The 5,866-nt window shown below is 62.5% G+C and carries 6 protein-coding genes; 1 reads left to right on the plus strand and 5 read right to left on the minus strand.

The window, feature by feature from the left end:
• Positions 1-21 precede the first annotated feature (21 nt).
• The 5 genes from EOA86_RS18850 to EOA86_RS18870 all read right to left on the minus strand — a co-directional run bounded on the left by EOA86_RS18850 (position 22) and on the right by EOA86_RS18870 (position 5,318).
• Positions 22-1,083: a Gfo/Idh/MocA family oxidoreductase gene (locus EOA86_RS18850; RefSeq protein ID WP_128343058.1), complete on the minus strand. Its 1,062-nt coding sequence runs from the start codon at positions 1,081-1,083 to the stop codon at positions 22-24.
• A complete protein-coding gene (locus EOA86_RS18855) occupies positions 1,080-1,919 on the minus strand; it encodes a carbohydrate ABC transporter permease (RefSeq protein WP_128343060.1) in 840 nt (279 codons plus the stop codon). Before EOA86_RS18855 ends, EOA86_RS18850 begins: the two co-directional genes overlap by 4 nt.
• A gap of 10 nt (positions 1,920-1,929) precedes the next feature.
• On the minus strand, positions 1,930-2,853 hold the full coding sequence (locus tag EOA86_RS18860) for a sugar ABC transporter permease (RefSeq protein WP_128343061.1): 924 nt from the start codon (positions 2,851-2,853) through the stop codon (positions 1,930-1,932).
• A gap of 246 nt (positions 2,854-3,099) precedes the next feature.
• Positions 3,100-4,359 (minus strand): ABC transporter substrate-binding protein, encoded by a 1,260-nt coding sequence (locus EOA86_RS18865; RefSeq protein ID WP_128343063.1) that lies wholly within the window; start codon positions 4,357-4,359, stop codon positions 3,100-3,102.
• Positions 4,360-4,361: 2 nt separating this feature from the next.
• Positions 4,362-5,318: an N-acetylmuramic acid 6-phosphate etherase gene (locus EOA86_RS18870; RefSeq protein WP_128343065.1), complete on the minus strand. Its 957-nt coding sequence runs from the start codon at positions 5,316-5,318 to the stop codon at positions 4,362-4,364.
• A gap of 199 nt (positions 5,319-5,517) precedes the next feature.
• Here EOA86_RS18870 and EOA86_RS18875 point away from each other — a divergent pair.
• Positions 5,518-5,866: BadF/BadG/BcrA/BcrD ATPase family protein (locus EOA86_RS18875; RefSeq protein ID WP_281035672.1), on the plus strand; the 349-nt coding region annotated here is incomplete at its 3' end.

A 5,866-nucleotide genomic window follows, 5' to 3' on the forward strand; every position in this document is an offset into this window, starting at 1 on the left:
CTGTTCTAGAGTTTGACTGGTCTAGAGTCTGATTGGGGCGCCGCTGCGCACGCTCTCGTCGGCGGCAAGGCAGATGGCGAGCGACTTCACCGCGTCGTCCATATGGCGGGTCAGATCCAGATCCTCGCGGATCGCCTTGAGCAGAAAAGCCTGTTCGCGGTCGCAGAGATCCTGATGGCCGGGTTCGCCCTCCATCGACAGCATCTCATCCGGTTTGGCGAACTTGCCGTCCGCGCCGGTCGCCGCACTGTGCAGGCGGAGCGTCGAGGTCTTGGTGTGGGTGTCGATATCGTCGGATTTGACGCCCTCTTTCATGACGATCGACACGCAGCCCTTGGGCGAGATCACGTCCTTCACGAAGAAGGCGGTCTCCGAGATCATCGGCCCCCAGCCGGCCTCGTACCAGCCGACCGAACCGTCGTCGAACAGCACCTGCAGATGACCGTAATTGTACATCGTTGGCGCAATCTCGTCGGTGAGCCTCAGCCCCATGCCGCGCACCTCGACCGGCCGGGCGTCGGTGATCTGCAGCATGACGTCGAGATAGTGCACGCCGCAATCGACGATCGGCGACGTCGTCTGCATCAATTGCTTGTGCGTCTCCCAGCTATGGCCTGAGGATTGCTGGTTAAGGTTCATGCGGAACACGTACGGACCGCCCAGTTTTCGCGCCTCGGCGATCAGCCTTATCCAGGACGGGTGATGGCGCAGGATGTAGCCGATCACCAGTTTTTTGCCGTTGGCCTTGGCTGCCGCGACGACGCGTTTGGCATCCGCCACCGTCGTCGCCAGCGGCTTTTCGACAAAGACATGGCAGCCGGCCTCGAATGCCCTCACCGCATAGTCGGCATGGCTGTCGGAATATGTGGCGATGCAGGCGACATCGGGGCTTTCGTCGCGCAGCGCCTCGTCAAAGGAGCGCCTGATGCCATAGCCGGAAAGCCCGGCCGGCAGCGGCACATCCGAGCGGTTGACAAGTGCGGCGATGTCGAAGCCCGGATTGGTGTGATAGGCCAGCGCATGGCTGCGGCCCATATCGCCAAGCCCGGCAACGACGACGCGAAGAGGTTTTTCGGCGCTCACTTGACCGCTCCCGAAGTAATGCCGCGGATCAGTTGCCGCGAGAAGATGACGTAGAGGATCAGCACCGGCATGATCGCCAACGACAGTGCGGCCAAGATAGCGTTCCAGTTGGTGACGAACTGGCCGAGGAATAGCTGGGCACCGAGCGTCACCGTCTTGGTCTCCTCCGACGGCGCCAGGATCAACGGGAACCACAGATCGTTCCAGATCGGGATCATGGTGAAGACCGCGACCGTCGCCATCGATGGCCGGACCAGCGGCAGCACCAGCCGGAAGAAGATGGTGTATTCGGACAGACCGTCGATGCGCCCGGCATTCTTCAGATCGTCGGATACCTGCTTCATGAACTCCGACAGGATGAAGACGGCGAGCGGCAGGCCCTGCGCCGTATAAACCAGGATCAGCGCCGTCAGCGTGTTGACCAGCCCGCTCGTCACCATCAGCTGCAGGATGGCGACGGTGGCGAGGCGGATCGGGATCATGATGCCGAGCGCCAGGTAAAGCCCCATCAGCGAATTGCCGCGGAAGCGATATTCCGACAGCGCGAAAGCGGCCATCGCGCCGAACAGCAGCACGAAGAACAGCGAGGCGACGGTGACGACAAGGCTGTTCTGGAAATAGTGGATGAAGTCGCCCTGGCCGATGACGGTGGTGTAGCCGATCAGGTCGAAGATTTTCGGGGTCGGCGGCGTCAGCGGCGCGCCGAAGATGCCCGCGCGGGATTTAAACGAATTCATGATGACGATGATCACCGGAAACAGTGCGATCACCGTGTAGGTCAACAGCACCGCATGGGCGCCGAGGGTGCGGGGCAGGGAGTGGGTTGCCGTGCTCATGTCTGGCCCCCTAAAACTGGTAGCGACGCAGGCGCGTCTGGACGAGGAAGAGGTAGACGCAGACGCCGCCAAGGATGATCAGGAACATCATCGTGGCGATCGCCGCGCCCATGTTGGGATCGCCGATCTGCAGCTGGAAACCGAAGAAGGCGCGGTAGAGGAAGGTGCCGAGAATGTCGGTCGAATAATTCGGCCCGGCCAGCGCGCCTTGCGCGGTGTAGATCAGGTCGAAGGCGTTGAAATTGCCGACGAAGGTCAGGATCGAGATGATGCCGATCGACGGCAGGATCAGCGGCAGCTTGATCTTCCAGAATTGCGACATGCCTGATATGCCGTCGCATTCGGCCGCTTCGATCACCTCCTCAGGGATGGACAGCAGCGCAGCGTAGATCAGCATCATCGGGATGCCGACGAACTGCCACACCGAGATCAGGCTGAGCGTGGTCAGCGCATATTGCTCCTTGCCGAGCCACGGCGTGAACAGGCTTTTCAGGCCGACAAGATCCATCAGGTTCGGCGCCACGCCCCACAGCGGCGACAGGATCAGCTTCCAGGCGAAGCCGACGATGACGAAGGATAGGATCGTCGGCACGAAGATCGCCGTACGGTAGAAGGCGGAGAACCTAAGCCGCGGGCTGGAGAGCAGTGCCGCCAGAAGCACACCGATCGGGTTCTGCACCACCATGTGGATGATGAAGAACCAGACATTGTTCCTCAGCGCATTCCAGAAGCCCCCGGACCAGTTAGGGTCGCCGAACAGCGTGCGGAAGTTGTCCAGCCCAACGAAAACCTGGGACTGGTTGATGTTGCGGAACAGTGCGAGCTGCAGCGTGCCGGCCAGCGGCAGGATCATGATCGCCGTATAGACCAGCACTGCCGGCGCCAGGAAGACGACGATATGCCAGCGGAACGGTCGTTTCGGTGCTGCGGCCATGCGTTCGGTCCCCGCCGATCAGGTTTTTGCAATTGCCGCCAAGGGGCGCGGCGCATCCCTCCCCCTTGAGGGGAGGGTGCCTCGCGGAGCGAGGCGGGTGGGGTCGGCCAAGGCAGTGCGCCACCGTGGTATCGACCGTGCTTTCCAGCAACGATCAGGTCGCAGCCTGCCTCCACCAACCCCCTCTGTCGCCTTCGGCGACATCTCCCCCTCAAGGGGGGAGATCGCAGCGCTCTGCCTTGGCTCTTACTTCGCCGGCTTGTACCAGCTGTCGAGGCCGTCCTGCAGCTTCTTGGCGGCAGCTTCCGGCGTGACCGTGCCGTTGATGACGTTGGCCGATTCAACCCACGTCTCGTTCTCGAGGTTCGGCGTACCGCGCCCCAGGATCTGGTAGGTCGAACGGATCGTCGGCTTGCACTTGTCGCGCCAGGAAACGAATTCCTGGGCCAGTGGGTCTTCCATCTTCACAGGGGTGTTGTTCAGGCTGAAGAAGCCCGGCAGCGCGTTAGCGTAGATGGTGGCGAAATCCGGCGAGGCGACCCATGTCAGGAAGGTCTTGGCCGCATCCGCGTTCTTCGAGGCCGCATTGAGGCCCATGCCGATGTCGGTATGGTCGGAGATGTAGCAGGTGTCGCCGGCCTTCTGCACCGGCGGCGGGAATGCGCCCATCTTGAACTGAGCCTGGGTGTTGAACAGCGCGATCTCCCAAGAGCCGGCCGGGTAGATGGCGGCACGGCCGAGCGTGAATAGGTTCTGGCTGTCAGGATAGGTCTGCGCCTCGAAGCCGTCGCCGAGATAGGGCTTCCACTTGGCGAGTTCGGCAAACGGCGCTACCCACTGCGGGTCGGTCAGCTTCTGCTCGCCCTTGATCAGCGCCAGACGGCCTTCCTCCCCCTTCCAGTAGTTCGGGCCGATGTTCTGGTAGCCCATGGTCGCGGCTTCCCAGAGATCCTTGGTGCCCATCGCCATCGGGATGTAGGTGCCGTCGGCCTTGATCTTGTCCAGCGCGGCGTAGAACTCCTCAGTCGTCGTCGGCACCTTGATGCCGAGCTGGTCGAAGGCGTCCTTGTTGTAGATGAAGCCGTGGATGACGGAAGCCATCGGCACGCAGAAGCTCGCCTTGCCGTCGTCGGTCTGCCAGGCGGCCTTGGCGACGTCGGAAAAATTCTCCATGCCGGGCAGCGTCGAAATATCGGCGAGGTTGCCCTTCTTGAAGAGTTCCAGCGACTTGTCGAACGGTCGGCAGGTGATCAGGTCGCCCGCCGAGCCGGCGGCGAGCTTGGCGCCGAGCGCGGCGTCATATTCGGTCGGCGCCGACGGCGCGAACACCACCTTGATGCCGGGGTTCTTGGCCTCAAAAGCCGGGATCAGCTTGTCCTTCCAGATGGCGAGGTCATCGCCGCGCCAGCTCTCGATGTTGAGCGTTACATCCTGGGCATAAGCCATTCCGGCGGAGCCGAGAATGCTGGTGCCAAGAAGAAGTGCCGTCAGTAGTTTCGTTTTCATGCTCAGTCTCCCTGTTGACCTTTTTCAGGTTCGGCTTTGAGAACAGAGGCTTTCTGCCCCATGCTCCCCTCGATCGCGGAAAGCGCCGGGCGCAGCTTCTGGCCGGTCCCTTCCAGTATCTTCTCGGCCGCATCGGCGCTGGCGGCGCCGGCGGCGAGCAGAATGGCGGTCTTGACGCCGCCGCCGCTCTTCTCGAGCAGGCGCGCCGCATCCTCCCTGTCGCGCCCGCTGATGGCGGCGACGATGCGTGCGGCGCGGTCGCGCAGCTTGATGTTGTCGGCCATGAGGTTGACCATGTAGCCGTCATGCACATGGCCAAGATGGATGGCGGCCAGCGTCGACAGCATGTTGAGCGCGATCTTCTGGGCGGTGCCGGCGCCCATGCGCGTCGAGCCGGCGATCAGCTCCGGCGGTGTCTCGAGCAATATGGCGATATCGGCCAGCCGAAGCAGCGGCGCATCCTTGTTATTGGCGATGGCGATGGTTGCCGCGCCGCGGCGTCTGGCGTCCTCGATCGCTCTGACCGCATAAGGTGTCGAGCCGCTGGCCGAGACCGCGATCAGGCAGTCGCCCTCGCCGATGCGGGCAGCGGCAACCGCTGCCGAGGCTTCGTCGGTGTCGTCCTCCGGTCCGCCGGCCAGTGTCTTGAAGGCATCGTCGCCACCGGCAATCAGGATGGCGATACGGTCGCGCTGAATGCCGAAGGTACCCGGCAGCTCCAGCGCATCGGCCAGCGCCATCAGGCCCGAGCTGCCGGCTGCCGCGTAAGCGAGCTTGCCGCCGTTGTTCAGCCGGCTGGCGATGATTTCGGCTGCTTTGGCGATGGCAGAAATGGCGCCGTGCACCGCCTTGGCGGCCTCGATCTGCGCATTGGCCAAAGAGGAAAGGATGGCGTCCGGGGCCTGGATGTCCAGCCCCTCGGCATTCTGGTGAAGCGCTTCGGTGCGCGTTTCGGCCATCCGCTTTCCTCCAATCCAGAAAACCATACCAAAAAAATACCACTTGTCCACACGCATTAGCGATTTCCCTGCCTCGGAATTGGCTTTCGGGCAAAATACGCAGGTTTTTCAACCAGATGCGGCTTAATCTTTTTGAAACGGAAATTAATCCTTGGCTATTGGTATTTTATTGGTATTATCCGCCGGGAGGAGAAATCGCGTGAATTTCGTGCTTGGCATCGATGGCGGCGGCACCAGCTGCAGGGCGGCCCTTGCAACAGTGGACGGCACCGTCGTCGGCCGCGCCAAGAGTGGCGCGGCCAACATCCGCACCGATCTAACCGGCGCCAGGGCCAACATCGTCGAGGCGGCAAAACAGGCCTTTGTCGCCGCCGGACAAGACCCCGAAATGATCCCGCAAACCCCGGCCATCCTCGGCCTCGCCGGCGCCAATGTCGGCACCTACAGGCAGCAGCTCGAAGCAATCCTGCCGTTCAGCATCAGCCGTGTCGAGACCGACGCCGAGATCGCCCTGGAAGGCGCGGTCGGCTCCGGTGACGGCGCCATGG

Origin of the sequence: Mesorhizobium sp. M5C.F.Ca.IN.020.32.2.1 (genome assembly GCF_004023105.1) — a bacterium.
In the GTDB taxonomy this organism is placed as follows: domain Bacteria; phylum Pseudomonadota; class Alphaproteobacteria; order Rhizobiales; family Rhizobiaceae; genus Mesorhizobium; species Mesorhizobium wenxiniae.